Annotated in this window: 21 protein-coding genes and 10 tRNA genes; 21 read left to right on the top strand and 10 right to left on the bottom strand. The window is 41.4% G+C overall.

All coding sequences use genetic code 11. From position 1 onward, the window contains the following. The 11 genes from HED61_RS07580 to HED61_RS07630 all read left to right on the top strand — a co-directional run bounded on the left by HED61_RS07580 (position 1) and on the right by HED61_RS07630 (position 2,024). Positions 1 to 73: transfer RNA gene (locus HED61_RS07580), tRNA-Val, on the top strand. A 4-nt stretch (positions 74 to 77) separates the two neighbouring features. Beyond that, positions 78 to 151 (top strand) — tRNA-Asp (locus tag HED61_RS07585). A gap of 34 nt (positions 152 to 185) precedes the next feature. After that, a tRNA-Phe gene (locus tag HED61_RS07590) sits at positions 186 to 261 on the top strand. A gap of 1 nt (position 262) precedes the next feature. Next, positions 263 to 343: transfer RNA gene (locus HED61_RS07595), tRNA-Tyr, on the top strand. Positions 344 to 349: 6 nt separating this feature from the next. Continuing rightward, positions 350 to 423: transfer RNA gene (locus tag HED61_RS07600), tRNA-Trp, on the top strand. 29 nt (positions 424 to 452) lie between these two features. Further along, positions 453 to 525 (top strand) — tRNA-His (locus HED61_RS07605). A 10-nt stretch (positions 526 to 535) separates the two neighbouring features. Further along, positions 536 to 607 (top strand) — tRNA-Gln (locus HED61_RS07610). Positions 608 to 646: 39 nt separating this feature from the next. Next, positions 647 to 717: transfer RNA gene (locus tag HED61_RS07615), tRNA-Cys, on the top strand. A gap of 26 nt (positions 718 to 743) precedes the next feature. Continuing rightward, a tRNA-Leu gene (locus tag HED61_RS07620) sits at positions 744 to 827 on the top strand. Between the two features lie 126 nt (positions 828 to 953). Further along, a tRNA-Leu gene (locus HED61_RS07625) sits at positions 954 to 1,037 on the top strand. 225 nt (positions 1,038 to 1,262) lie between these two features. Then, complete coding sequence (locus HED61_RS07630) at positions 1,263 to 2,024, top strand: (S)-acetoin forming diacetyl reductase (protein WP_219645302.1); 762 nt, start codon at positions 1,263 to 1,265, stop codon at positions 2,022 to 2,024. A 278-nt stretch (positions 2,025 to 2,302) separates the two neighbouring features. Here the strand turns inward: HED61_RS07630 and HED61_RS07635 are convergent, their stop codons facing one another. Continuing rightward, positions 2,303 to 4,306 (bottom strand): beta-galactosidase, encoded by a 2,004-nt coding sequence (locus HED61_RS07635; RefSeq protein ID WP_219645301.1) that lies wholly within the window; start codon positions 4,304 to 4,306, stop codon positions 2,303 to 2,305. Between the two features lie 292 nt (positions 4,307 to 4,598). On the opposite strand from HED61_RS07635, the gene arcA reads away from it, so the two are divergent. From arcA to HED61_RS07685, 10 genes are all read left to right on the top strand, one after another. Further along, entirely contained in the window at positions 4,599 to 5,822 is a 1,224-nt protein-coding gene (gene arcA / locus HED61_RS07640; RefSeq protein ID WP_171918031.1) for an arginine deiminase, read from the top strand. A gap of 370 nt (positions 5,823 to 6,192) precedes the next feature. Further along, positions 6,193 to 6,504, top strand: a complete 312-nt coding sequence (locus tag HED61_RS07645; RefSeq protein WP_219645300.1) for a hypothetical protein — start codon at positions 6,193 to 6,195, stop codon at positions 6,502 to 6,504. Beyond that, positions 6,505 to 8,499: a V-type ATP synthase subunit I gene (locus HED61_RS07650; RefSeq protein ID WP_219645299.1), complete on the top strand. Its 1,995-nt coding sequence runs from the start codon at positions 6,505 to 6,507 to the stop codon at positions 8,497 to 8,499. Beyond that, positions 8,483 to 8,956, top strand: a complete 474-nt coding sequence (locus HED61_RS07655; RefSeq protein ID WP_003126765.1) for a V-type ATP synthase subunit K — start codon at positions 8,483 to 8,485, stop codon at positions 8,954 to 8,956. The genes HED61_RS07650 and HED61_RS07655 overlap by 17 nt, the downstream gene beginning before the upstream one ends. 13 nt (positions 8,957 to 8,969) lie before the next feature. Further along, complete coding sequence (locus HED61_RS07660) at positions 8,970 to 9,560, top strand: V-type ATP synthase subunit E (RefSeq protein ID WP_003126766.1); 591 nt, start codon at positions 8,970 to 8,972, stop codon at positions 9,558 to 9,560. Between the two features lie 12 nt (positions 9,561 to 9,572). Continuing rightward, positions 9,573 to 10,574 carry a V-type ATP synthase subunit C gene (locus HED61_RS07665; protein WP_113849949.1) on the top strand — a complete coding sequence of 334 codons (1,002 nt, stop codon included), beginning with the start codon at positions 9,573 to 9,575 and terminating at the stop codon, positions 10,572 to 10,574. Next, positions 10,567 to 10,881 (top strand): V-type ATP synthase subunit F, encoded by a 315-nt coding sequence (locus HED61_RS07670; RefSeq protein WP_005472140.1) that lies wholly within the window; start codon positions 10,567 to 10,569, stop codon positions 10,879 to 10,881. The genes HED61_RS07665 and HED61_RS07670 overlap by 8 nt, the downstream gene beginning before the upstream one ends. A gap of 31 nt (positions 10,882 to 10,912) precedes the next feature. After that, positions 10,913 to 12,688, top strand: a complete 1,776-nt coding sequence (locus tag HED61_RS07675) for a V-type ATP synthase subunit A (protein ID WP_081131800.1) — start codon at positions 10,913 to 10,915, stop codon at positions 12,686 to 12,688. After that, entirely contained in the window at positions 12,688 to 14,085 is a 1,398-nt protein-coding gene (locus HED61_RS07680; RefSeq protein ID WP_003126771.1) for a V-type ATP synthase subunit B, read from the top strand. Before HED61_RS07675 ends, HED61_RS07680 begins: the two co-directional genes overlap by 1 nt. Continuing rightward, positions 14,076 to 14,720 carry a V-type ATP synthase subunit D gene (locus tag HED61_RS07685; RefSeq protein ID WP_029487033.1) on the top strand — a complete coding sequence of 215 codons (645 nt, stop codon included), beginning with the start codon at positions 14,076 to 14,078 and terminating at the stop codon, positions 14,718 to 14,720. Before HED61_RS07680 ends, HED61_RS07685 begins: the two co-directional genes overlap by 10 nt. A gap of 241 nt (positions 14,721 to 14,961) precedes the next feature. Here the strand turns inward: HED61_RS07685 and vanS are convergent, their stop codons facing one another. From vanS to HED61_RS07730, 9 genes are all read right to left on the bottom strand, one after another. Continuing rightward, complete coding sequence (gene vanS / locus HED61_RS07690; RefSeq protein ID WP_308460647.1) at positions 14,962 to 16,047, bottom strand: vancomycin resistance histidine kinase VanS; 1,086 nt, start codon at positions 16,045 to 16,047, stop codon at positions 14,962 to 14,964. Then, positions 16,037 to 16,732, bottom strand: a complete 696-nt coding sequence (gene vanR-C, locus HED61_RS07695) for a vancomycin resistance response regulator transcription factor VanR-C (protein ID WP_003126775.1) — start codon at positions 16,730 to 16,732, stop codon at positions 16,037 to 16,039. The genes vanS and vanR-C overlap by 11 nt, the downstream gene beginning before the upstream one ends. A gap of 88 nt (positions 16,733 to 16,820) precedes the next feature. After that, on the bottom strand, positions 16,821 to 18,917 hold the full coding sequence (gene vanT / locus HED61_RS07700; RefSeq protein ID WP_081131798.1) for a membrane-bound serine racemase VanT: 2,097 nt from the start codon (positions 18,915 to 18,917) through the stop codon (positions 16,821 to 16,823). After that, positions 18,914 to 19,486 carry a D-Ala-D-Ala dipeptidase/D-Ala-D-Ala carboxypeptidase VanXY-C gene (locus HED61_RS07705; protein ID WP_003126779.1) on the bottom strand — a complete coding sequence of 191 codons (573 nt, stop codon included), beginning with the start codon at positions 19,484 to 19,486 and terminating at the stop codon, positions 18,914 to 18,916. Before HED61_RS07705 ends, vanT begins: the two co-directional genes overlap by 4 nt. Beyond that, on the bottom strand, positions 19,483 to 20,514 hold the full coding sequence (gene vanC1 / locus HED61_RS07710; protein ID WP_063856645.1) for a D-alanine--D-serine ligase VanC1: 1,032 nt from the start codon (positions 20,512 to 20,514) through the stop codon (positions 19,483 to 19,485). Before vanC1 ends, HED61_RS07705 begins: the two co-directional genes overlap by 4 nt. 348 nt (positions 20,515 to 20,862) lie before the next feature. Continuing rightward, positions 20,863 to 21,672 (bottom strand): ABC transporter ATP-binding protein, encoded by an 810-nt coding sequence (locus HED61_RS07715; RefSeq protein WP_021151270.1) that lies wholly within the window; start codon positions 21,670 to 21,672, stop codon positions 20,863 to 20,865. Continuing rightward, positions 21,669 to 22,589, bottom strand: a complete 921-nt coding sequence (locus HED61_RS07720; protein ID WP_005472153.1) for an ABC transporter permease — start codon at positions 22,587 to 22,589, stop codon at positions 21,669 to 21,671. Before HED61_RS07720 ends, HED61_RS07715 begins: the two co-directional genes overlap by 4 nt. A 101-nt stretch (positions 22,590 to 22,690) precedes the next feature. Further along, positions 22,691 to 23,665: an ABC transporter substrate-binding protein gene (locus HED61_RS07725; RefSeq protein ID WP_060814818.1), complete on the bottom strand. Its 975-nt coding sequence runs from the start codon at positions 23,663 to 23,665 to the stop codon at positions 22,691 to 22,693. A gap of 450 nt (positions 23,666 to 24,115) precedes the next feature. Beyond that, entirely contained in the window at positions 24,116 to 25,270 is a 1,155-nt protein-coding gene (locus tag HED61_RS07730) for a hydroxymethylglutaryl-CoA synthase (protein WP_103299852.1), read from the bottom strand. Between the last annotated feature and the right edge of the window lie 43 nt (positions 25,271 to 25,313).

Here is a 25,313-nt window from a genome sequence, read left to right on the forward strand (position 1 = left end):
GGAGGTTTAGCTCAGCTGGGAGAGCATCTGCCTTACAAGCAGAGGGTCAGCGGTTCGATCCCGTTAACCTCCATTACGGTTTGGTAGTTCAGTTGGTTAGAATGCCTGCCTGTCACGCAGGAGGTCGCGGGTTCGAGTCCCGTCCAGACCGTTTCATTATTATTGTAAATACACCATGTTATTATGGCTCGGTAGCTCAGTTGGTAGAGCAATGGATTGAAGCTCCATGTGTCGGCAGTTCGATTCTGTCCCGCGCCACCATGGAGGAGTAGCGAAGTGGCTAAACGCGACGGACTGTAAATCCGTTCCTTCGGGTTCAGTGGTTCGAATCCACTCTCCTCCATTTTATAGGGGCATAGTTTAAAGGTAGAACAGCGGTCTCCAAAACCGTTAGTGTGGGTTCAATTCCTGCTGCCCCTGCCATTATTATTTTAAAAAGTTTTCTTATCACGGCGGGTGTGGCGAAGTGGTTAACGCACCGGATTGTGGCTCCGGCATTCGTGGGTTCGATTCCCATCACTCGCCCTTTCATTTTTGGGGTATAGCCAAGCGGTAAGGCAACGGACTTTGACTCCGTCATGCGTTGGTTCGAATCCAGCTACCCCAGTTCGATTTACATTTTTGTAAATTGCAGAAATAGTATAATGGCGGTATAGCCAAGTGGTAAGGCAGAGGTCTGCAAAACCTTCATCACCGGTTCAAATCCGGTTACCGCCTTAGTACGATACTAATATTTGCGTTATGCCGACGTGGCGGAATTGGCAGACGCGCTGGACTCAAAATCCAGTGCCCGCGAGGGCGTGCCGGTTCGACCCCGGCCGTCGGTATTATCGATACATCATTCGTTCGTACGATTGATGTATCGATTTTTATCCTAATATTGGTTGAAGATCAACTGGTTGGATAAAAAAAGCTGTTAAAATTTAGTAAGTACTTGAGTGATCTGCAATCATGCCGACGTGGCGGAATTGGCAGACGCGCCAGACTCAAAATCTGGTGTCCGCAAGGACGTGCCGGTTCGACCCCGGCCGTCGGTATAACAATGAAGCATCAACGTAAGGAATACGTTGATGCTTTTTTTATTTAAATGTGTGCTTTCTTAAATTTTGAAAGGATTGATCTTTATCAGCAAAAAGAAAAAGTATTGCGAATTACTGTTTTAGAAAATTTACTAGAATGCGTATTTATTTTCACTAGCTGAGAGTATTCATAAGCAGTAACATAAAACTGTAAAGAGTATTCATAAGAAGGAGTGGAAATGAATGAAAAAAGTTGCATTAATTACCGGTGCTGGTCAAGGTATTGGCTTTGCCATAGCTAAGCGTTTGTACAAAGACGGCTTTGACGTGGCAATGGTGGATTACAATGAAAACTCTGTAAGAGCGGCAGCGAAAGTGCTTGGTGAACATGCGATTGCTATCAAAGCAGATGTTTCGGAACGGGATGAGATTTTTTCAGCAGTTGATAAAGTAATAGATGTCTATGGTGACTTATCAGTGATTGTAAATAATGCTGGGGTAGCACCGACTACACCGATAGAGTCTATTACTCCAGAACAGTTTGAAAAAGTTTATTCCGTGAATGCCGGGGGCGTATTATGGGGAACACAAGCGGCTTCTGAAGCATTTCAAAAGTTGAATCATGGTGGAAAAATCATCAATGCTTGTTCACAGGCAGGTGTTGTGGGTAATCCTAATCTCATGTTGTACAGTAGCTCAAAGTTCGCTGTTCGTGGTATGACCCAAATCGCTGCGCGAGATTTAGCTGACTATGGTATTACTGTAAATGCTTATGCACCAGGTATTGTTAAAACACCGATGATGATGGATATTGCGCATCAAGTAGGTGCTAATGCTGGTAAAGATGATGAATGGGGGATGCAAACTTTTAGTAAAGATATCGCATTGAAACGTTTATCTGAACCCGAAGATGTTTCGGCGGTCGTTTCATTTTTAGCCAGTGATGATGCCAACTATATAACTGGACAAACAATCATTGTGGATGGCGGAATGCAGTTCCAGTAATCAATAAGTTGTTGATCTAGGATTGGGCGTTCGGATAGTCCCGCAGGTTTTCAGTTGATTGAAACTCACCAAAATAGTGGCATTTTCTTGTTCAATTGTTACTGTAAGAAAAACTAAATGATAGTAGTTATGTAATTTGCTGTTTCATGCAAATCATCGAATGAATGACCCGATTAGATAGATTCTAATCGGGTCATTCATCTGTATACGAAGGAACGATCGAAAAAGTCTAAGAATGGAGTTATCACAAAGAATAGAACAAAAGATAAAGCAATTCTTTAGCCCTTGGCAAATTTGATGATTTCAACTTCCATGGGGGCGAGGGTGAGTTCACAAACTTTTCTTTTTGATAATAATGCTGTACCTTCCGATAGAAATTGTACTTGTTGTGAATCGTTTGTATGATTAAGTAGGAATAAGAAGATATGGGTTGGTCCTTGTCGAACAGTGACAGACAACTCGCTGTTTTCTTGCAAATACCTCTCAGCAACTTTTTTTAGTTTTGCATCACTAAAAATGTCGTTCAATAAGTCGGTCAAACCATCTTGTTCTAACTCGGTCCCTAAGTAATAGGCCAGCCCTTTGCCAAATCGATGCTTAGTGATGGCTGGTGAATCTTTAAGAAAGTCACTTGTGAAAGTGGCGAGTGGGATAGCGCCTTGTAAATGGACCAGTTCTTCCCACCGACGATTTTCATAAAATTTATTTTTAAAATGCACTTGTTGCTGGATTTCCGGTTTTAAAGGCTGAAATTCTTCAACTGTGATTCCCAATACTTCTTTAAAAAGTCCTGGATAGCCGCCAAGATAGACTTGATCGTTTTCGTTGACGATTCCGCTGAAGAAATTTGTCAAGAATGTTCCACCATTTGCTACAAATTCTTTGACTTTATTTCCGAATCCTTCTGATGCAGAGTACAAATTATACGCAATCACAAGGGGATAGCCGTCTAGTGATTCAGATGGATGAATGAAATCAACAGCAATGTTCAACGCTCTTAGAGCGGCATATAACGCCCTCATTTGGTGAATATAGCGAATATTGGTATTCGGCTTCGCATCTAGCTCAAGGGCCCACCAATTTTCCCAATCAAATACGATAGCAATATCGGCAACAAACCGGCTGCCAACGATGTCATTCAACTGTTTTAATTCATTTCCCAGAGCAGCACATTCTCGAAAGGTGCGACTTGTGTGTGGATCACCACGAGGGACTATTGCACTATGGAATTTCTCTGCCCCTCCTTGTGATTGGCGCCATTGAAAGAACATCATGCCATCGGAGCCATGAGCAAGTGCCTCATAACTCCATAAGCGCATTTGACCGGGTTTTTTGACGCCGTTTACTTGGCGCCAGTTGACCGCACTTGGGGCTTGTTCCATGATCAAAAAAGGTTTCTTTTTTAAACTTCGCATGAGATCATTGGCTAAGAATTGGGGATAGGGCAGAGATTCAAACGGATTAGGATAGGCATTCCAGCTAACGACATCCATTTCAGAAGCCCATTTGAAGCCATCGACATATTTATGAAGACCCATCAAATTCGTCATGAATGGGATGTTTGACGAGAATGTTTGAATTGCCTTTTTCTCGATCTGATAAATTTCCAGATTCATATCAGAAATGAAGCGACGATAATCAAGCTGTTGACAAGGATTCTTAAAAGTCGGCATTTCTTCTGGTAGGAAAATCTCATCCCATTCTTGATAGGTTTGGCTCCAAAATTTTGTTGACCAAGCCGTATTCAATGCTTCAATTGTTTGGTATTTTTTTTCTAGCCAATTTTGGAAACTGGCACGACAGTTCGGGCAATAACATTCATGGATGTGACAAGTATATTCATTATTGATATGCCACATCACAACTCCCGGATGTTGGCTGTATCGTTTGGCAACAGCTTCACTGAGCCGGCGGGCATATTCCCGATAAATCGGTGAGGTCGGACAATAGTGCTGGCGAGAACCATGTACCAACCGATTGCCATGAATGGTCATCGGCATCATTTCAGGATATTTTTTGACTAACCATGCAGGGGGCGAAGCTGTTCCATTGGCTAAATCGATGGCAATATTGTTTTCATAAAGGAGATCCATCAGCCAATCCAAAAAAGTGAAATCAAATGTTGATTCATTTGGTTGAATGTTTACCCAACCAAAAATATTGATGCTGACATAATTGACTCCAACTTCTCTCATTAAGCGCATGTCTTCCTTTATCGTTTCTTGTGACCACTGTTCAGGATTGTAATCTGCGCCGTAATAAATTTGTTTTTGATCAACCATCTGTTAAACTTCCTTTCTCATAGTAAGACATATTTGTTTCAATCATAACAAAAAAAGTAAAAGCTGAAAGCGTTAGCAAAAAGGTGCATGAAATAATACAAATATCTGTAAAATGTTCAAACCGATCTCAATACACGAGAACCATATTACTTGCTGTTTTTTTATTTTCAACCTACAATTAAATATAATTGATAACACTCAATTCTTAATGAAGATGTATTATTATTAGATGTTCTTTTATATTTATGCACATCTTCAGCATTTTTGAAATGAGCGAAAGGAATGGTTGGATATGTCAAAACCTATACAAATATTTTCAGAAATTGAACCGTTAAAACGGGTGATGCTCCATCGTCCTGGTGCAGAACTTGAAAACTTGATGCCGGATTATTTAGAAGACTTGTTGTTTGACGATATTCCATTTTTGGCACAAGCCCAACAAGAACATGATTTTTTTGCAAAAGTTTTAGTGGAGAATGGCTGTGAAGTGGTTTATTTAGAAGACCTGGCTGCTGAAACATTACAGCTTTCAGGGTGTAAGGAAGCTTTCTTGGATGATTATTTGCAAGAGACGAAAATTCAAGATCAAGATGTATTAAATGAAGTCAGAGACTATTTTCTTTCGATTAAAGACGAACGAGCGTTTATTGATCAAACGATGGCGGGGTTAAAAAAACAGGATCTTTCCATATCGAAGACTGCAAGTTTGTCAGCAATGCGGGAAAATGATTATCCATTTATTATTGATCCGATGCCAAACCTTTATTTTACAAGAGATCCGTTTGCTATTATAGGACATAGCATTTCTCTTAACCGGATGTTTTCGGAAACTCGTCGAAGAGAAACGCTTTATGGACAGTACATTTTCAAGCACCATCCGCAGTTCGCCAAGCCATCGGTCAATTTCTTGTATGATCGAGAAGAACCTGCACGTATCGAAGGTGGGGATCAGCTTGTTTTGTCCCAGCATGTATTAGCGATCGGTATTTCTCAGCGTACAGAAGTGCACTCTATCGAAAAAATTGCTGAAAACATTTTTTCAATGGAACCGTCATTTGAACATATTTTAGCATTTGATATTGGTTCTGAACGGAAATTTATGCATCTGGACACAGTCTTTACCATGATTGATAAAGACAAGTTTACGATTCACCCTGAAATAGAAGGTGAACTAACCTTGTTCTCTATTACAAAGCAAGGACAAGAAATCAAAGTAGTTGAAGAAAAAGATACGTTAGATCACATTTTATGCCGTTATTTGGACTTGCCGGCAGTCGAGTTGATTCGTTGTGGCGGCGACGATATCACGGCAGCTGCCAGAGAGCAATGGAACGATGGATCAAACACATTAGCCATCGCGCCTGGCGAAGTGATCGTCTATGACCGGAATACTATTACGAACCAACTTTTAGCAGAGGCCGGTATTAAATTACATCAAATTCCAGGTAGTGAATTAGTAAGGGGCCGTGGCGGCCCCCGCTGCATGAGCATGCCGTTTATTCGTACAGCTGATTGATAGAATGACTAGCTGATTTAAGTGTTTTTTTATCAGCAAAAAACAGGTGGCATCACAAATTAGGACGTTTAAAAAAGATGAGAGGAAGTCATTTTTCTTTCATCTTTTTTTTATTTGATTAAAAAACCTCCATTATAATGAAAGGGATTACTTTTCGTGAAATTGTGCAAAAAATTTAAATTTTATATGTAATGATTATAAAAAAACAGATGAAACCTTGTTATACTACAAAATATATGTTACGGTTATATTAGTGACGCGGGTAAGTGTGAGTAGATGACACTTATTAAATTTTAACACCATACGAACAGCGATCGCTTGATTCGTAATGGTTTTTTTTCGCGAAAAAAAGTAGAAAGTAGGTGAGAGAATGTCTGTAGATGCCATTCGTTTGCTGCAAGAAGCAGAAGAGTTTGCAGAACAAAAAAACACGAAAGCGGAAGCTGAAAAAAAACAACTGATCCATGAAAGTCAAACAAGAATTTCAGCATTCCAGAAAGAATTGGTACAAAAAGAACGTGAAGCACAACGAATGATTGAAGAAAAAGTTGCAACGGAATTTGAGCAATCAAAACAACCCCTTGTGGCAAAAACAAAAGAGGAAGTTGAGACATTGCGCACGATTTCAGCTGAGTTGAGAGAACAAGCATTGGCAATAATAATAAATAAGGTTGTGACATAGATGGCGATTGCAAAAATGCAAAAATTCAGCCTGTTGACCTTTTACGAACAAAAAGATGCCGTTTTACAGCAGTTACAAGACTTTCAAGGTGTCGAATTGCTTTCTTCTGAAATGTATTACGAGTCAGAGGAAACCACAGGCGTGTTAACACCCGTTCGTGATGAACAGAAACAGACTGAAGAAGTAGAAAACCAATTTGATCAAGTAAATTGGGGCCTGCAATTATTAGAGGAATATGTTCCAAAAAAAGGAATGCTGGAAAAACTTCGGCAACCAATCAAGCGCTACACACTTCACGAATTAGCGCAAGCCGCTCATACTTATCCTTGGCAAGAAGTTTGTCAAACACTTCGAAAACAAGACAAACGTTTACGATTGATCGAACAAGAAAAACGAGAGCTTTTGGCTCAAGAAGCAGAACTGAATAGATGGAAATACTTTGAAGACCGTCCTCAGATTTTGAATGAATTAAAAAAATCAGGTGGCCTATTAGGTTCGCTCCCAAATTCAGAATTTGCGGCTTTCACAAAGGGTTGCGAAAAACTGCCACTCGTTTATTTTGAAACAGTTTATCAATCACAAACGACTACATACTTATTCGTTCTTTTCCATAAAGATGTTAAAGATAAAGTAAGTTCCCTTTTAAAAAAGACTGCATTCGAGCAGTATACCTATCCCTATTCAGGTCTGCCAAAAAATGACCTGCAACATGTAAAAGAAAAATCCCACGCATTGATTGAGGAAGAAAAAACAATCAAACACTCCTTACGTGCAATGAGCGAAGAGCAGGGACAATTGCGTCTCGTAGCAGAGTATTTAGATGGCGCGATCAAACGAGCTCAGAGTAATGAAAAGTTGCTTCGTTCGGCTCATGCCGTAGCTATTTCAGGCTGGATCCCTGTTGAGCAAGCAGCAGAACTGGAGAAAAGGATCCAACAGGCCAGCAAAGATGCTTTTTATCTTGAATACCAACAAGTGAAAGAACAAGAAATCGAGGATGTTCCGATTTTGTTGAATAATTCGCGGTGGATACAACCCTTTGAAGGGTTAGTGCGGATGTATAGTTTGCCCCAGTATGATGAATTAGATCCTACACCGTTTATGGCGCCATTTTATATGGTTGCATTTGGAATGATGGTTGCAGATTTTGGCTATGGATTATTACTGTTTTTGGCAACATTCTTGGGCAAAAAATTCTTTCATTTAAGTAAAGGATTGGAACAAAATTTGACGCTGTTTCAGCTTTGTTCGATTCCCACGATTATTTGGGGCTTGATTTATGGTAATTTCTTTGGCTTTGAATTGTCATTCCAATTGTTATCAGCCCAAGAAGATGTCAATCAGATTTTGGTCTTGTCGATCATTTTCGGATATATCCAAATCATGTTTGGATTAGCTTTGAAGTTTTATGTCCTTTGGAAACGAAAAGATCAGAAGCTACAGGCTGTTTTTCAGGCTGGATCTTGGATGGTCTTTTTGATCAGTGTTGTTCTATTGGCAGCAGGAATGTTGCTGTTGCCTGATTCGCCTTTACAAACCATTGGTTTGATCATGATTATCGCTAGCTTAGTGGCAGTTGTATTTGGCGGTAGTTTAGAAGGCAAAACACTAGCTGGTAAAATCGGCTCAGGACTATATGGATTAATGGATGTTACGAATTACGTAGGGGATATGATCAGCTTCACACGACTCATGGCGTTAGGAGTCGCAGGGGGAAGTATCGCATCCGCATTTAATTTGATCATCAGTTATTTACCAATAGCTGCGCGTTTCACAGTCGGTATTTTGCTTTTTGTGGCGCTGCATGCATTAAATATCTTTTTAAGCTATTTAAGTGCGTATGTTCATGGTATTCGTTTACAGTATTTAGAATATTTCGGAAAATTTTTCACCGGTGGGGGACGAGCATTTGTACCTTTCAAAACCGATGAAAAATACGTAGAGGTTATCTCAGAAGAGAAAATGCAGGAGGAAAAGAATGGAAAATTGGATTAGTTTCTTTTATGAAAATGGCGGGTTAGTTTTTGCCGCATTAGGTGTAGCTACAGCGACAATTTGTGGTGGGATCGGCTCAACGATCGGGGTCGGTATGACCAGTGAAGCCGCTGCAGGATTGACTGCAGAGCAACCAGAAAAATTTGGACAGGCCTTGATCTTGGAACTGTTGTCAAGTACCCAAGGACTATACGGTTTCGTTATATCATTCATGATTTTTGGTCAAATGAGCGGAACGATCTCCCTTGATAGAGGAATGTACCTATTTATCGCTTCTTTACCTATTGCGTTGACAGCAATCGTTGCCGGAAGATGGCAAGGACGTGCTGCAAGTGCCGCTATGCAGATTTTAGCCAAGAAACCGGAGCACGTAACAAAAGGGATCATTTATGTAGCGATGATGGAAACGTATTGTATCTTAGGTTTCGTTATTTCCTTCTTGCTAGTTTTAAATTAAGAGGGGGAGAAAGATGTCTGATATTACGCGATTAACCGAAAAAATCACAGCAGATGCTGAAAAGAAGTATCAGTTGGTCCTTAATGATGCACAAGTAGAAATTGAAAAACAGGAGCGTCTCAAACGTTCTCAACTAGAAGAACAACTTTCTGATCGTTTGGCCCAATTTGAAAAAGAAAAACGGGCAGAAATGTATTTGCAGATTTCCGATATTCACATTCAGTCTCGCAATAAAGTGCTTGCCGCGAAACAATCCGTTTTGGAAGAATTGTTTAGTGAGGCACTTGAGCGCTTGAACCAAATGGAAGCCGCTGATTTTCAAGCATTCGTCACAAAAGGAGTACAAGAAGCACAGGTTTTTGGTGAAGTTGAATTGGTATTGGGAGAAAAAAGTGCGCATCTGCTGACAGAAGGTTCATTGAAAGAGATTCAACAAACGATTCCTGAATGTCGACTAACAGTTGCAAAACAAGTTTTGCCGCGAAAAGGCGGATTTTTACTGCGCCAAGGCGATATTGAGCTGAACTTTACGTTTGATGCGTTGTTGGATGCCAGCAAAGAAGAGTTGAGTCATACATTACTGCAATTGATTTTTGAACAGTAAGCGGGTGTAAAAATGGAAGATATCAAATACAACACGCTGAATACACGAATACGAACCTATGAAGCGGAATTGATCAGTCGCAGCCGTTACGAACGTATGCTTTCTGCCAACAGTGCCGAAGAAGTTTATGCTCTTTTGCGAGAAACCGTTTATGGTGATTTTATCAATGAAGAAGATCGAGTCCATGATTTTGAACAAGTATTGACCGCAGAATTAAAACGAGTATATGAAAACTTGTATCAGCTAACACCTGATCGTTCTGTGGTGGATTATTTTGCCCTTCGCTATGATTATCAAAATCTGAAGGTGTTAGTAAAAGCTAAATTCATGAAACAAGACTTTTCTGAATTTTTGGTACCGATCGGAACCATGCCTTTAAATGAATTGAAAGATTTGGTCAACACAAGAAAAAGTGCGCACGCAGAGCAGCCAATGATTGCTTGTATCGATGAAGTATTTTCCTATATCGAAAATTATCATGAGATTCAATCCGTAGATATCATTTTTGACAATCATTTTTGGGAGCATCTTTGGTCAATCGGTAAGCGATATGATGATCCGTTTTTACAAGGGATCATTCAACGGCAAGTAGATATTTTTAATATTTCGACAGCACTACGTAGTTACGCCATGAAGCGTCATCGAGGCTTTATCAGCGCTGTTCTAGCAGATAATGGGACTCTCCCTGCAAAAGAGCTGTTGGAAGCAATCACGACGTCTTTGGAAGTTTTTGTCCAGTATCTGCAAAATACACCTTACAAACATTTGATTAATCACAGCTATGAAGAACTGCTTGAGAAGAAGACCCTCAATACGTTTGATCTGCGAAAAGATAACTTTTTGATGGCAAAATTGAAAGAACAAAAAATCGTACCATTCGGTCCAGCTGCGATGATCGGTTACTTGTATGCAAAAGAAATCGAAAGTAAAAATTTACGGATTATTTTGATTGGAAAAATCAATAAAGTACCGGAAGAGATATTAAGAAGTCGGGTGCGTGATACGTATGAATAAAAAAATAGCAATGATGGGTGGCAAAAACTCAATTTTGCCCTTCAAAGGTCTAGGAATCGATATCTATCCTGTAGACGATCTTGAAGAAGCCGCACAACAGCTGCAGGAAATGGCAGAAGACTATGGGGTGATCTTCTTGACCGAGCGATTGATTGAACAGTTGGAGTCAATCATTCGACAATACGAAGAACTACCCACGCCAGCCATCATCCCCATCCCCAGCAGTACAGGGAGTCTAGGGATCGGAATGGCACGGATCCAGCAGAATGTCGAGAAAGCTGTTGGAATGAATATATTAGATTCTTAAAAGAGAAGTACGGCAACTAGGAGGAATGCATGTGGCATTTGGCACAATAGAAAAAGTATCTGGTCCCTTGGTCACGGCCTCAGGTTTATCAGGAGCTAAGATCCATGAAATCTGTAAAGTCAGTGAAAAAGGCTTGATTGGAGAAATCATCGAGATCAAGAAAGGTCTCGTGTCGATCCAGGTATATGAAGAAACAGCAGGAATTGGACCGGGCGAACCCGTTGAATCAACAGGGGCTCCGTTATCGGTTGAATTAGCCCCTGGCTTGTTGACAGAAATGTTTGATGGTATTCAACGTCCATTAGATACCTTTATGAATCAAACAGAGAGTGATTTTTTGGAACGGGGTGTGACCATTGACCCGCTAAATCGTCAAAAAAAATGGACGTTCATGCCGCAAGTAAAAGTAGGGGACAACGTCCAAGCTGGAGACATTCTAGGACTTGTTCAAGAAACAACAGCCATTGAACACAAAGTGATGGTTCCGCCAGGTGTGAAAGGCACTGTAAAGGAAATCATGGTAGGTAATTATGCTATTACTGAACCGATTTGTCTTTTAGAAACGGCAGAAGGCGAACAGCGATTGACTATGATGCAAAAATGGCCTGTCCGTAAGCCTAGACCGACTGCAGCAAAGTTAAATCCGGGTGAACCATTAGTCACTGGTCAACGGGTGATCGATACCTTCTTTCCGGTAGCTAAAGGTGGATCGGCAGCTGTACCGGGACCTTTTGGTGCAGGAAAAACCGTTGTTCAGCATCAAATCGCGAAATGGTCGGATGTCGACATCGTTGTGTATGTTGGTTGTGGCGAACGCGGCAATGAAATGAAAGATGTTATCAATGAATTTCCAGAATTGATCGATCCTCACACGGGTGAATCGATCATGGAACGAACCGTTTTGATTGCCAATACTTCAAATATGCCAGTCGCAGCTCGTGAAGCTTCGATCTATACAGGAATCACTATTGCTGAATATTATCGGGATATGGGATACAGTGTAGCGATCATGGCAGATTCGACTTCACGATGGGCCGAAGCATTACGAGAAATGAGCGGTCGTTTACAAGAAATTCCTGGAGATGAAGGATATCCAGCCTATTTAGGCAGCCGGATCGCGGAATACTATGAGCGTGCTGGTCGGTTCCGTTCGTTGGGATCGGAGCCTCGAGAGGGCAGTATTACAGCTATTGGTGCTGTTTCGCCAGCTGGAGGGGATATCTCAGAACCAGTTACTCAAAACACGTTGCGGATCGTGAAAGTTTTCTGGGCATTAGACAGTATGTTGGCACAAAAGCGGCATTTTCCTTCTATTAATTGGCTGAACTCCTATTCTTTGTATGAAGATCAAATCAATTCTTATTTAGATCAGTTGATGGGACCTCGCTGGTCGGAGATGGTCAATGAAGCAATGGCGATCTTGCAAGAAGAAAGCCGCTTAGAAGAGATCGTTCAGCTAGTGGGAATGGATTCTCTCTCTCAGAAAGATCGTTTGACGATGATGACGGCTCGTTCTTTACGTCAAGATTATCTGCAGCAGAATGCTTTTGATGACGTGGACACCTATACGTCAAGAAATAAGCAATTTAAAATGCTAGAAAATATTTTATATTTTGATGAACAAGCAAAACGGGCCTTGCAGCTAGGGGCGTATCTGGATGATATAACCAAAGGTACCATCGATCTGCGAGAACGGATTGCCCGCAGTAAATATATTCCTGAAGAAGAACTAACACGTTTAGATGCAATCAAACAGGACACGAAAGCATTATTACAAAAAATCGTAGAGACTGGAGGAATTCATTAATGCTAAAAGAATATCGAACAGTCTCGGAAATCGCTGGTCCTTTGATGGTGGTAGAAAATGTCAAAGGCGTCAAATTTGACGAACTTGTCCAAGTGCGAATGGACAGTGGCGAGGTTCGTCAAGGGCAGGTTTTAGAAGTCAGCGATGATTATGCCGTTGTACAGGTTTTTGAAGGCACTAGTAACCTGAGTGCAGAAGAGAGTAAAGCCCGCTTTTTAGGAACGGGTTTAACGCTTGGTGTATCGCCAGATATGATGGGGCGTGTCTTTGATGGACTAGGTAAGCCTAAAGATGATGGACCGCAGATCATTCCAGAAAAACGAATTGACGTCAATGGCGAAGCCATCAATCCAATGGCCAGAGATTTTCCAGATGAGTTCATTCAAACGGGGATCTCAACGATCGATCACTTGAATACGTTGGTCCGTGGTCAAAAACTGCCGATCTTTTCTGCGTCAGGATTGCCTCATAAGGAAATTGCAGCACAGATCGCCCGTCAAGCGACTGTGCCAAGTCAAGAAGGTAACTTTGCCATCGTTTTTGCGGCGATCGGCATTCCTTTCGAAGAAGCTGAATTCTTTGTAGAAGAGTTTCGCAAAACCGGTGCATTGGATCGCTCGGTATTGTTCATGAACTTAGCCAATGATCCAGCCATTGAGCGGATTGCTACACCGAAAATGGCATTAACAGCAGCCGAGTACTTAGCTTTTGAAAAAGGAATGCATGTATTAGTTATCATGACCGACATGACAAACTATTGTGAAGCGCTGCGGGAAATTTCAGCTGCTCGCCGAGAAGTTCCTGGCAGACGCGGTTACCCTGGTTATTTGTACACCAACTTAGCGACTCTTTATGAACGGGCAGGACGTTTGATGGATAAAGAAGGATCCGTCACTCAAATTCCGATCTTGACGATGCCGGATGGAGATAAGACCCACCCAATACCCGATCTGACCGGCTATATCACGGAGGGACAGATTATCCTTTCCCGTGATCTTTACAAGAGAAACATCAATCCGCCAGTGGATATTCTACCTAGTTTGTCCCGACTGAAAGATAAAGGAACTGGAGAAGGCAAGACTCGGCGGGATCATGCGGCGACGATGAACCAAATCTACGCGGCATATTCTGATGGGAAGGCTGCCAAAGAACTGTCGATCGTATTAGGGGAATCCGCACTTTCAGATATTGATAAGAAATTTGCTCGTTTTGCGGATCTTTTTGAAAAAGAATACGTAAATCAGGGATTTGATACCAACCGAACGATTGAAGAAACATTGGACATTGGCTGGAAATTGCTCGCTACATTACCGAAGCAAGAATTGAGCCGAATCAAAGAAGAATTTATTGAAGCCTATCTTCCTACTGGGGAGGATGTGAATCCTTCATGGCAATAATGAATGTCAATCCGACTCGGATGGAATTGAGTCGGCTTCGCAAACGCTTGACGACGGCAACTCGGGGGCATAAGTTATTGAAAGATAAACAAGATGAGTTGGTTCGCCAATTCATTCAGTTAGTCAAAAAAAATCAAAAATTGCGCCAACAAATGGAATCAGCGTTACAAGCTGGAATGGAAGAGTATGTTTTGGCATCTAGTAGTATTCCTGATGTGATCTTGCAAGAAGCTTTTATGATTCCTTTGAACAAAGTGACGTTAGATGTTCAAAGCCGCACGGTGATGAACATGGAGGTACCGGTACTCAATCCTGTTTATGAAGAAGAAAGTTCGGATGATGATTTTTCATATGGTTTTGTTAGTACGACAAGTGAGTTGGATCTTTCTCTGTCCCATTTGGATCAAATTTTGCCAGTCATGCTGCAATTAGCTGAAATTGAAAAAACTTGTCAGCTGATGGCAAATGAAATCGAACGGACTCGTCGGCGGGTCAATGCACTAGAATACATGACAATTCCGAAGTTGACAGAAACCATCCAATACATTGAGAGTAACTTAGCAGAGGATGAACGAGCAACATTGACACGCTTGATGAAAGTGACGGATATCATTGCCGAAAATGAAACGCGCTAGACGCAATGAGAATTCACCCTTTTTTTTCAACTATTTTCTGTCATGAACAGAAAGATTTTTTAATTGAGAAGTCAGTAAAACTGGTTTATTTTTTCTTTGGGAATAACATAAGCTTACGGCAGCTATTTTCAGTATAAATCTGAAAATAGCTGCCGTGTTTGTGTTATTCGTTTGTTGAAAGACTGATATCACAGTTTTTTATATGAAAGTTAATACTAGAGATTTTTTAAATCAAGAGACGTCAGCTGTTGGCAGGTTTTGGCAAGCGAACGTTGAAAATGATGGTTTCGTCTTTGCTTTCTGCCGAGATATCCCCGCCAGATGCTAACAGAATCTCTTTTGCAATCGGAAGACCAAGACCAGTTCCGCCTGTGGCTGTAGCTCGGGAAGAATCCATGCGATAGAAAGGTTCAAAGAGACGTCCGATCATCTCTTCTGGAATTGTTTTTCCACGATTCGTCAGACGAATGTGAATACTGTCTGATTCGATCAATTCAAGAAGTAAAGACGAATCTGGATAGCTGTAGTTGATGGCATTGCGAATGAGATTATCAAAGACACGAGCTATTTTTTCGGTGTCTACTGTTGCAAGAACATTTTTTTGTAAGTTGAGTTGCCAATTTAGATTCTTTTCTTCCAAGAGAGGTAAAAACTCAAAGGTCAGCTGTTCAAGCATTAAACTTAAATCAGTCGTTTCTGTCTGCAAAACGATCGTGGTCAAATTGAAGCGTGTGATCTCGAAGAATTCACTGATCAATAGTTCCAGCCGTTGGGCTTTTTGTAAAGCAATCTCCGTGTAACGATTCCGCATCGCATTGGATAATTGTGGTTCTTCTTTTAGAAGAGTCAGATAACCTATGACACTTGTCAGAGGCGTCCGCAAATCGTGGGCGAGATAAACGATCAAATCATTTTTCCGCTGTTCCGCTTCTTTAGCGGCACGTTGATCTTGCAGACTTTTCTCCCGCAGTTGATTCATTTCCTCTTGAACATCAATCAGATGGCTCGACAAAGTGATGCGTTTGGTTGGTTCTTCAATCAGTTGAGTCGTGGCTTGGATCGTTTCATTCAAATAACCGATGGCTTTGGTCATATAGTAAATGGTGGTACCAAACCATATCAGTAAAGCGCCTATCGCAACACAAAACAACCAGCGATCCGCAAAAAAACGTAAAATATAGTAGATAGGTTCCGTTCCATACCAAGTCCGGGTTCCGGCAATAAAGCGAATGACTAATGGAATCATTACAAGGAATGCCAGCAAGATTCCAGTGGTGACGAAGTATTGGGTCAAGAGCTTTCGGATCAAAGGATTTCTATTTTTCAATGATATAGCCGACCCCCCATACGGTTTTGATCAATTTAGGTTTACGAGGTTCTTCATGCAACTTTTCTCTTAAACGAGCAATGTGTGCCATGACAGTATTATTGTTATCTAAATACTTTTCTTTCCAAACCGCTTCGAAAAGTGTTTCGGAAGAGACGACGGATCCTTGGTGCTCAAATAAATAAAGCAATATTTTGAACTCAATGGGAGTCAGGAAAACTTCTTTGCCGTAGAGAATGCATTGATGACTGTTGATTTTGAGTATCAAGCCGTCTTTTTCATATTCTTCTACTGTTGGAGAAGCAGTGGAATGATTGTATCGCTGGTAGCGCCGCAATTGGGTTTTTACCCGAGCCACAACTTCTAAAGGATTAAAAGGTTTGGTGACATAGTCATCCGCTCCCAAACTCAATCCAGTGATTTTGTCTAGATCCTCTCCCTTGGCAGTCAGCATCAACACTGGGAAAAAATGGGTCTTGCGGATCTGCTGTAACAGTTGAAAACCATCAATGTCCGGCAACATGACATCTAAAACGGCCAAATCAATGGCTTCTTTTTCAATATAGGCGATGGCACTAGTACCATCATAAAACGGCTGCACACTAAATCCTTCGTTTTGCAAAAAGGTCGTGACTAAGTCCGCAATTTCTTTTTCATCATCAACAACGACTATTTTTTCTGACATACTCTCTCACTCCATCTAAACATAGTTTCGGATTCTCACGTTTCCATACCCCCATCATACCTTACCTGGTAAACTTATGCATCGTTTTCTATTTGATCCTAGCACTGACTCGTGGACCGATCCGACAAATCAACTCATTGGTTATAGTTTGTACTTGCTCGGCAGTATCGCTCCAATCTGTCAGAATTTCAATTTCACTTTCAATTGGGATCGTAGGACAATGGCTCAAGTCTATCAAAAGCATGTCCATGCAGATCAAGCCGATCTGCGGCAAGGACTGACCGCGATAGGAAAGACAAAACTCTTGATTTGATAGAGAACGGGGCAGTCCGTCACAATAGCCGATGCTCACAACACCAACAGTTGTTTCTTGATTCGCGACGGCGGTTTGCCCATAACCGATCGCTTCCCCTTTGGCAACGACTCGCTTAGTGATCAACTGTGCTTTGAGGGTCAGAATAGGCTGTAAGCTTACTCGTTGTTTTGTAGGCTCGTTCGTATCACTGAGGGATCCTGTCAATAAAATCCCCGGACGCACATAATCATAGTTTAAGTCTGGATAATTCAAAATACCATAACTGCTTTGTAAGTGTGTGATACCATAAGAAATCTGTCTCTGATCCAACTCTAGGAGAATCTGATCGAAGCAGGCAATCTGCTTCTGAGTGCGAATCATACTATCAGGATTTAAGCGATCTGCCGAACCAAGATGAGAATAAACACCACTGATCGTCAAGAAGGGCAAATCGAAAATCGAAAGAATCGAATCGATAGTCGGTGTTACACCTAACCGATGCATCCCAGTATCGATGGCTAAATGACAGTCAATCGCTACTTTTCTTTGTGACAATGCTACAGCATGACCTTCGCTGATGATCGATTGGGTCAATGAGTAGCGACGAAGTTCTTTTATGCGTTTTGGAGAGGTATATCCCAAGACCAAGATGGGGCTTTTGACAGCATTTTTCCGCAATTGAATACCTTCATCAATCGTAGCCACCGCAAAAAAATCAATTCCGGCTTGTTCTAAAACAGGAGCAACTTCCTTGGCACCACAGCCGTAGGCATCGGCTTTAACGACTGCCATCACTTTTGTTTTCGGTGAGATGATCCGCTGGATCTCCTGTAGATTATGCAAAAGGGCTGTCTTTGAGAATTCTTTTACGGCCCTTTTAACGGGCGTTGTTTGTTTATGTCTAAACCATGAGTGTTGTTGTCTTAAAAAGAGGCAAATGAATCCAATCGTCAAGATCAAAACAACCAAATAGTTGATTAGATTGTTTTGCAGAATGCTGATTTTTTGGCTCAAAAAGTGTGTGCCGGCAATTGTATAAGGATGCAAAAGGTAAAGCCACAAAGATAGCTGTCCCGGATGCTTCCAAGTCCTGTGGGGATGCCAGCGCAAGATCAGTGGAAATAAGAAAAAGAGTACAACAGGCAAGAAGAGATACATACTGTCATGTTTAGGTATAGAAAACCCATGCAAGTACGCACTCTCAATAAGCAATCCGATAAGACTGATCAAAAAGAAGAGAGCTGTTTTGGATAAACTTCTTTTCTCTGATTGTTTTCTGACCAGCACACCTAAGCACAAAAACAATGGTGTAAAGAAAATACCGTTGCGGGTACCATCTAATAGGTGGAACACAGCAGTATAGAATGGTTCGATTGGTGTCTGTTGGATCAGTCCAAACCAACTATCACCACCTAATCCAATCAGGTACAATCCAGCCGCAAGCCAGAACACTTTTTTGAAGGAGACATGTATCAGCAAACTTGTTAGGAGCAGGCTCCCAGTAATCAAAGCCGGAAAGTACCAAAGATGATAAAGAATGCCATTGACCAAAAGTGCTTGTACTAATGTTCCAACTGGTAGATCGAAGCCGATCGTTTGACTATAGAGTGCTAATGGTAAAAACATTAGTGTGGCTAATAGATAGACTTTTAGCTGTTTTTTGATAAAGTTGAACACTCGTTGTCGCGAAGGATAACTATTGGCCACAGCAAGTTCTGCAAACACATAGTAACCACTGATCATAAAAAAGAAAGGAACAGCTACTCGAAAAATCGTCAATGTGATTAGGATATCGCCTTCTGGCCATAAATAGTGAAGGGGAAGACAATGGATCGCAACCACCATCATGGCTGCAATCACACGAAATTGATCGATTCCTTTATTTTTCATGCGAACTGCCTCACTGTCTGAGCCAAGTAATCATGGTATTCTTCCAGAGTCCATTTTTGGGCAGTGATGACTTGGCTATGGGGAAGCCCGACATAACGAAAATGCCAAGGTTCATAACTGATACCGGTGATCTCTTGTTTATCTTCCGGATAGCGTAGAATAAAGCCATAATTCATCATCTGCTGCATAAATAAATCAGCAGCAGCACTATCTCGAAAATGAGGGCAGATAAGATCATCATCTTCTTGTTTCTTTAGTCCTACATCAATGGCCAGACCGATTTGATGTTCACTGCAACCTGGCAAAGCAACGAATTGTTTGGTATAAGCTAACCCGTTTTCTTTTAGAGAATACTCCCACAAGCGTCGCTGTTCTTTTTCCGTACGATACCCATCTACCAGACGAATGTCCTTTTCTAGTCCGGTTGCTCGCACGAGTCGTTCCCATTGTTTTGCCACTTCTGGCTGCAGGTAAACGTCGTGATCGCTAAAAGGAGCTAGCACTAAGTGCGGGGGCTCTTGATTTTTTTTCAATGGATGGTTTTTATTGATCAATTGTAATGTGTTCATCGTTTGTCCTCCTCTGCCAGCGCAATCAATTGCTCTACTAATATTTCGTAGGATAACCCGACTTCCGCCATCATAGCTGGGTAGCGGGAGTGCCCAGTAAATCCCGGCATGGTGTTGATTTCGTTTAAATAGATCGCTCCTTGATTGGTGACGAAAAAATCGATTCGAGCCAGACCCGTCAACCCCAAGTTTCGATAAAGCAGCTGTGCCTGCTCCTTGATCTGTGATTCAAGCGCGAGAGGCAATGGTGCTGGGACAGTGATCGTGGCGCTGATTAATTGGTATTTCTCTTCAAAATCAAAAAAACCGTCGACAAGAGAAATCGCATCACAAGCACCAATCGTCAATTGCTCATTTCCTAAGATGCCGCAGCCAATTTCAATACCCGCTATCGCCTTTTGGATCAACACAGTAGAACCGTAAGCAAAAGCAGTCGTTAATGCAGATTGGAGCGCTGTTTTGTCAGTTACTTTTGTGATCCCTTTTGAAGAACCGGCTTCATTCGGCTTGATAAAGATCGGGAATCCATGGTCTTGAATAAAACGATCGATTGTGGCAGGATCGTTTTCATAGCGGGATAAAAGCAAAGTGGGAGCACTAGCGATTCCCATAGTATCAGCAAGTTGATGCAAGAGCCATTTGTTCATACATAATGCGGAGGCAGCGACATGGCAACCAACATAAGGCAGGTTCATTAGTTCAAGCAGTCCTTGAATACAGCCATCCTCGCCATACTTCCCATGCAAGACTGGAAAGAGGACATCAGGGACGATTCGTTTTTCTCCTAATATAAATCCTTGGCTAGAAAAAGTCAGCTGGTGACAGTTTTTGTGATCTTCTAGCCAAGTATCATTGCGAACATTCGCGAGGTTTCCTTGATACAAATACCAATCCATTGTTGGTGCGATGCCAATGGTCATTACTTCATATTTCAGCGGGTCAATAGCTTGGATCACACTTGCTGCTGAGGCTAGTGACACTGAGTATTCTGGAGAATTCCCTCCAAATAAAACGGCAATTTTTTTCATCATTTTCTTCCTTTCCTTTTTTCTTTTAAGGTTACATTCAGTGTACCTAGGAAAAGAAAAGAAAATTTGCGGTCTTCCTGTTGTCTTTCTCGTATTTTTATGATGAAAATCTAACGATTTTATGACAAAGGGCTTGAAGAAAGCAGGGGAAGCTATTGTTAGTGATCAAATGGACAACAACTCTTGGTACAGAAGTGCGTTGAAGGAAGAGCTCACGCATGCAGGAAAGCGTACAAAAAAGGAACCGAGCTGAACTATTTTCAACTTGGTTCCTCTGTATTCATACGTTAGTTCTTTGGCGTAGTGTGATGTGCCCAATTGAGGCAGCTATAGCTAAAGAAGATACAGTTAAGTGTGCAACAATAGCTGATCATCTTTTAGCTCAGTCCCACTATTTTGATGGAAAAGTGCCATCAAATCCGGTACCGTTAAGGATTGTTTTTCCTCACCTGCGATATCGACAACGATTTTGCCTTGATGGAGCATAATCAAGCGATTGCCGTAACGGATGGCATCTTCCATATCATGAGTGACCATAAAGGCGGTCAACTGCTGTTCTTGAATCAACTGATCAGTCAGTGCCATCACAGTCATGGAGGTTTTCGGATCTAAAGCTGCTGTATGTTCGTCTAGCAGGATCAGTTTAGGCTGTTGCAAGGTCGCCATCAATAGTGTGATCGCTTGCCGCTGTCCTCCGGAAAGCAGCCCAATCTCAGTCGTCAGTCGATTTTCAAGACCAAGATTCAAGCGAGCTAACTTTTCTTTGAAGAAGGCCCGATGCTTTCCTTTGACACCGGAGGAAAACCCGCGAACCTGGCCTCTTTTATAAGCAAGGGCTAAGTTTTCTTCGACTGTCAAACGAACGGCTGTCCCCATCCGCGGGTCTTGGAAGACACGACTGATTTCTTTGGAGCGTCGTGTGACTGAATGACGTGTGATTTCTTTGTCACCTAAGACGATCTTACCTTGTTCTGTTGGGATCGTTCCAGCAATACTATTGAGTAATGTTGATTTTCCTGCACCGTTTCCACCGATAATCGTAATGAAATCACCGCTGTTCATGGTGAGATCGATCCCGCGAAGGACATGATTTTCGTTGATGGTTCCTTTTTCAAATGTTTGGTGTAAATCACTGATCGTTAAAACAGGTGTCGTCATGATTGACCTCCTTTGGTTTTCGGAAGAAATTTTTGCAATCCAAGTTTCGTTCGAATTTGCGGCAATGAAAGACAGATAACTAAAACGATGGCAGAGGCAAGTTTTGAATCTGAAGCTTCCACGTTGAATTCAAAGACGATGGCCAGGATTAGACGATACAAGATCGCACCAATCACAATCGTGATCAAACGAACCCACAAAGATTTATTGCTGAAAAGGACTTCCGCGATAATGATCGATGCTAATCCGATCACGATCGTTCCTACACCTGAGTTAAGATCAGCAAAACCATTGTTTTGAGCTAAGAGGGAACCAGAAAGAGCAATACAGCCATTGGAAATCATATAGCCAATTAGTTTCATATTGTCCGTATTAATTCCGTTGGCTTCACTCATCGCGAGATTGTCTCCCGTTGCTCGCACTGCTAGTCCAATCTCTGTGCGGAAGAAGAGAAACAGCAACAAAATCACGACAGCAGCAAACAGGAGGCCTGTACAAATGACTGCGGTATTTTTCGTTAAGCCTAGTGTTTGAAACCAAGTAAAAACAGTATCTTCCCCTAACAAGGCAATATTGGGTGCCCCCATGATCCGATTTGTAATAGAATACAATCCGGTCATGGTAATGATTCCCGCTAATAATGCGGGAATTTTAAATTTGGTATGCAAGATCCCTGAGACAAATCCGGCAGCTAAACCGCCGCAAAAGCCCAACAGACTTGCCGTAAAAGGGGAAAGGCCATTGGTGATGCTGACAGCAGCAATGCCGGCTCCTAATGGAAAGCTTCCCTCAGCTGTCAAATCGGCAATATCTAAGATTCGGAAGGTCAAATAAACCCCGATCGCTAATAATGCCCACAACATACCTTGAGAGGCAGCTGATTGAATAAGTATGAAAAATGTATTGATTAAATTCATAAGGTTTCCTCAAATCGTTTTTAGGTTTTTAGTTTCAAGTTAGTTTTCATCATTTCATCATATAGCAGCAAAATTATAGTAGATAGTAGATAGTAGCAAAATTACTCAGGAGCCACGATGCTTTCTGGATCAATTCCTAATGCAGTTGCCATTTCCTGGTTCACAACTAGCTCTAGTTTATTCGCTGTTTCTACAGGTGTTGTAGCGGGCTTTTCATCTCCATCAAGAATTTTTGCAGCCAATTCACCCGTTTGTTTGCCTAGTGACTTGTAATCGATCCCGAATGTAGCTAAAGCGCCATCTTCCACTTGCTCGACAGAACCAGCAACGATCGGTGTTTTGGTTTCTTTGGCTACTTCACCAACGACTGCCGCAGCAGAAGCAAAGGTATTATCTGTTGGCACATAGATACCATCCACATCTTTAGCTAAACTAGTAGTTACTTGTTGGACATCATTTGTCGTGTTCGCTGTCAAGACTTTGACGTCTACACCTGCATCTTTCAATGCTTTTTCTGCCAAATCTGCTTGGATTTTTGAATTTGCTTCTCCAGCATTATACATAATACCGATTGTTTTAGCGTCAGGGACGATACTCAATAACAATTGAATCTGTTTATCGATAGGGACCATGTCAGATGTACCAGTGATATTGCGTCCAGGAGCTTCATTGGAATCCGCTAATTTTGCTTCAACTAAATCAGTGACTGCAGTTACAACGATCGGAATATCTGTTGTTTCATTCGCCAATGAGACAGCAGCTGGTGTCGCGATCCCTAAGAGAAGATCAGGAGAATTTTTTACAAGTTTTTCGCTCATACTCTTCAGATTGTCTTGGCTATTTTGGGCATTTTGGTATTCTAAAGTAAGGTTTTCGCCTTCTTTATAGCCGCCTTCCGCCAAACCTTCTTTGAATCCTTCATAGGCAGCATCTAACGAACCATGTTCCACCAGCTGCAAGATACCAACCGTTTTTTTGCCATCTTCAGTGGCATTGTTGGTATTCCCACATGCCGCAAGTCCAAGTCCTAAGGTAGTCGCCAATAGGCCAGTTGTGATCCATTTTTTCATTTTCATCAAATATTCCTCCTAAAAAGTCTTGATTTAAACCCAACGGAACAAAAAAATCCATTCAGACAATCGTCTAAATGGATTTGAACTTACCAAAATTCAGAAATTCAGTGCGGCCATTTAGAAGATTCTCTACATGGCTGCTGTTCACGTTAAACTGCTCTAGCCATTATAGATACAAACAAAGTGTTGTGAGGTTTGTATCCACAATGTTATGAATACAAACTATCTAAAATAGCTAAAGTAAGCAATATTCAGTTGTGGGGATAGCAATAATTTCATGATTCTTCCTCCAAACTTGAATTGTTTTCAGTATAGACGAAAGTTCTGTCATCTGTCAATTGAAAAACGCAATATTCTGAAAATTTTTTTTATAACAGATAAAGGGATGTAAGCAAATAGTAAAATAAAATAAAAAAGCAGCCAGATTAACTAAGCTGCTTTGATTAAATAGGTTTAGCTTTCTTTATAATAACGGATCGTATTTTTAATTTCTCGAATACTATAAGGAAGATCATCAGAAAAAGCGGCATCTTGATCGATTTCCAATGAATCAGTAAAGATGGCTTCATATTCCTCAATGCTTAATTTTTGTCGCTGATCCAATAGCTGAGTGTGGGCTTCTTTGTTTAATTGATTTTCATAACCAGCTACCAAACGACCACTGAAAAATTCAGAAACAGCCCCAGAACCATAACTAAAAAGACCAATGCGATCTCCTGCGCTTAAATGAGACGAATTTTCTAATAACGAAATCAGTCCCAAATACAGAGAGCCGGTATAGAGATTGCCGATTCTGCGACTATAGACGATGGATTCTTCATAGCGAGCCATCACTCGTTCCTGCTCCGTTTCTACTTCATCGGCAAAGACTGCTAACAATGCTTTTTTCCCCATTTTTGTATAAGGAATATGGAAGCTGATTGCAGCATAATCGCTGATGCTGGCTTGATTGCGTTCACAATGAGCTTGCCACACTTTTTTGAAAGAATCGATGTAAACTTGGTTAGATAGATGCCCATCGACCATTGGATAAGCGTGGCCGAGAGGACGCCAAAAATCATAAATATCTTGAGTCAACATCAAATTGTCATTTTCAAAAGTTAGAATTCGTGGGTTAGCTGTAAGCAACATGGCAACAGCACCTGCTCCTTGTGTCGGTTCACCACCGGAACGTAAACCATAACGAGCAATATCGGACGCAATGACTAGAACCTTGCTTTCTGGATTGGCTTGAATATGGGTTTTCGCAAATTGAATCCCTGCGGTTGCTCCGTAACAAGCCTCTTTGATTTCGAAAGAGCGGGCGAAAGGTTGGACGCCAAGCAATCTGTGTAAGACTACAGCAGAAGCTTTCGACTCATCGATTCCAGATTCTGTACCGACAATCACCATGTCGATTGCCTGCAAATCTTCAGGTTCTAAGATTTCTTTTGCTGCACTAGCCGCAAATGTAACGATATCGTGTGTTTTTTTGCTGACTGCCATTTGGTCTTGACCGATACCAATGGTAAATTTATTAGGATCTACCTCACGAGCGTGAGCGAGATCAACCATGTCTATATAGTAAGGCGGAACAAAAAAATTTATTTTATCAATACCAACGTTCATTATGACGCTCCTTTGGGTTTAACTTATGTTATAACTATCGTTT

This window comes from Enterococcus gallinarum, from assembly GCF_021496385.1.
GTDB lineage: Bacteria > Bacillota > Bacilli > Lactobacillales > Enterococcaceae > Enterococcus_D > Enterococcus_D gallinarum.